The organism is Bartonella vinsonii subsp. berkhoffii ATCC 51672 (genome assembly GCF_902825225.1).
In the GTDB taxonomy this organism is placed as follows: domain Bacteria; phylum Pseudomonadota; class Alphaproteobacteria; order Rhizobiales; family Rhizobiaceae; genus Bartonella; species Bartonella berkhoffii.
Genome location: NZ_CADEAK010000043.1, coordinates 1 through 2,110, shown reverse-complemented (window position 1 = coordinate 2,110; position 2,110 = coordinate 1). Strand labels below are relative to the sequence as shown.

Below are 2,110 nucleotides of genomic sequence, written 5' to 3'. Positions count from 1 at the left end.
CATCTTTTAACTTTATATTTAGAACGTGGATTACAGCACCTGACTCGTTCTTTGTGCATAAACTAAGACGTGTCCATTTATTCTGGAGTTACTAAATTTGATTCCCTTGCATATATGGAAAGTGGCGTTCCTAAATCATCTACTTTTTTGTTATCTAACAAAATTTTAATATGTTCTTCTGACCATTTGGCAAGATCTTTTGTCGATTTCGCTTGCTCCTTAAGGGCTATTGTCTGTTCCTGGCTTTCTGCAAACTGCTTGCTTATCCATTCTCTATCTTCTTCTCGTTTTTTTGCAGCTTTTTCTAAATCATCTTTCCGGATTTTGGCTGCTTCTTTACGGTCTTTATTTCTTAAAATAAGCGCTACAGAAAGCGACACAGCAAATGACACAAAACCTGTAAGAAATATCTTTATCCATTCTTGCATCTTTCCCCTCCCCACTTTTTTAGAATCACTGGGAGGATACTTTTTCAAAAATATTTTTTCAAGACAGGCAATCACAACACGCTCTGTCATAGCGCACGTATAAATACACAACAGCCTTAAGGGGGGATTATGATCATCAATGCACGAACCATTCTTTGCCTTGATCTAGGTACCAAGACAGGCTGGCAGATATGTTCCAAAGGACATGCGCCTAAAGACGACAACGAAGCAGATGCTTTGGCAATTTTATATTTAATGAAAGAAGGGGGCGCGCATGTTTAGTGCAATGCCATAGATAAGATTCCATTTGTATGACTGGATAAGTGGTACAGACGGAATGACGTTAGAGCAAAGGGGCGCTTATATGACGCTTCTCGTTCGCATGTACGATAAAAAAGCACCAATTAAAGAAGATTTTGAAACGCTTGCACGTGCTTGCAATTGCTCGCAGAAAAAATTTGCAACTCTTGTCGAATACTTAATGAGAAATGATAAACTTATCCAAACAGATGATGGCTTGTGGAATTATCGTGTTGAGGAAGAGCTAAAAGATTTTTCTGATAAAAAAGAGCACATATCGCAAGTTCGTAGTGAAGCTGGTAAAAAAGGTGCACAAGCAAAAAACAATACAAAACAACATGTTAATAATTTTGCTGAAGCAAATAACAAGCAAAACGTTTTTTTTGCTGAAGCAAACGCTAAGCAAAATCAAGCTATAAAGAACCAGAATAAGAATATATATAAAAAAACTAAAACTATCGTTCGTTTTAGCAAAAAAAGAAATTGGTTCTGAAAATTTAGAAACAAACGAACAGGTTGACGAGCCAACTGAGGATCATGACTGCGAAAAGCTAGCAGATACAATCTGAAACGGTGGCAGAGGATCAACCTGCTATTCACGAGCAAGAAAACGTTTCGAAAAAAGCCACGCGGTCTAGAAGTAATCGAGGTTGTCGATTGCCTGAGAATTTTGCACCTGACTACGATTTTGCAATTGCAGAGGGGTTGCCTCCAGAGCGCGTGAAAGTCGAAATCGCAAAGTTTCGAGATTATTGGAAAGCCAAGACAGGCAAGGATGCAACCAAAATCGATTGGCAAGCAACATGGCGTAATTGGATTAGAAACTCAAAAGATCATAAAATTAATCAAATAGGTGGTCATTATGAAAAATTCACTCCGAAAACTTTCACAAAACAGCTTGCAGAAGGCTTTAGCGAACTCAGAAATCATCTCTCATCTAGAGAAGATTATCGAGATGATCAGTCCGGGGTATCCATTGACGCTGAAGACTGGGAGTACATTGACGAAACAGGAGGAGGAACAGACCTTAGATGCTTGCAATCGTCTGGAAACCTTGCTCTCTGTGAAAGCTTCCGTTGAACAGATTGAGAAAGCTTCTTTTCTGCTCTCAAGCATGAGAGTACCTGCGAATACAGATGCCAAAGCTGTTGTTTTATCCTATGGCATGTTGCTGGACCGCATTTCAGCATATGCTCTGAAAAAGGGCGTCGAAGATATCGTAACTGGTCAAGCAAATGGGATATCAAAAACATTTATGCCAACTTGCGGAGAGCTTTTAGCTTATTGCCAAACCATAGAAAATACCCTTCTTTCCAAAGCCGGAAGTGTACGGAGAGCGATTGAAAACACGCGTGAAAAGGCACTGAAAGAAACAACAGCGA

General features: G+C 39.4%; 5 protein-coding genes. 4 read left to right on the top strand and 1 reads right to left on the bottom strand.

The annotated features are described in order from the left end of the window. Nucleotides 1–77 precede the first annotated feature (77 nt). On the bottom strand, nucleotides 78–518 hold the full coding sequence (locus tag J7R10_RS07940) for a TolC family protein (RefSeq protein WP_244428913.1): 441 nt from the start codon (nucleotides 516–518) through the stop codon (nucleotides 78–80). Nucleotides 519–557: 39 nt separating this feature from the next. On the opposite strand from J7R10_RS07940, the gene J7R10_RS07935 reads away from it, so the two are divergent. The 4 genes from J7R10_RS07935 to J7R10_RS07920 form a co-directional block, all read left to right on the top strand. Then, nucleotides 558–710 (top strand): hypothetical protein, encoded by a 153-nt coding sequence (locus tag J7R10_RS07935; RefSeq protein WP_169728256.1) that lies wholly within the window; start codon nucleotides 558–560, stop codon nucleotides 708–710. A 25-nt stretch (nucleotides 711–735) separates the two neighbouring features. Beyond that, nucleotides 736–1,221: a YdaU family protein gene (locus J7R10_RS10030; RefSeq protein ID WP_010704893.1), complete on the top strand. Its 486-nt coding sequence runs from the start codon at nucleotides 736–738 to the stop codon at nucleotides 1,219–1,221. An 80-nt stretch (nucleotides 1,222–1,301) separates the two neighbouring features. Next, complete coding sequence (locus J7R10_RS07925) at nucleotides 1,302–1,808, top strand: hypothetical protein (RefSeq protein ID WP_155806776.1); 507 nt, start codon at nucleotides 1,302–1,304, stop codon at nucleotides 1,806–1,808. Next, nucleotides 1,792–2,110 (top strand): hypothetical protein (locus J7R10_RS07920; RefSeq protein ID WP_246787417.1); only part of this gene is annotated, 319 nt, incomplete at its 3' end. The genes J7R10_RS07925 and J7R10_RS07920, both read left to right, overlap by 17 nt.

Coding starts and splice junctions, on each gene's coding strand:
- J7R10_RS07935 (WP_169728256.1), top strand. CDS start 558: ATGATCATCAATGCACGAACCATTCTTTGCCTTGATCTAGGTACCAAG.
- J7R10_RS07940 (WP_244428913.1), bottom strand. CDS start 518: ATGACAGAGCGTGTTGTGATTGCCTGTCTTGAAAAAATATTTTTGAAA.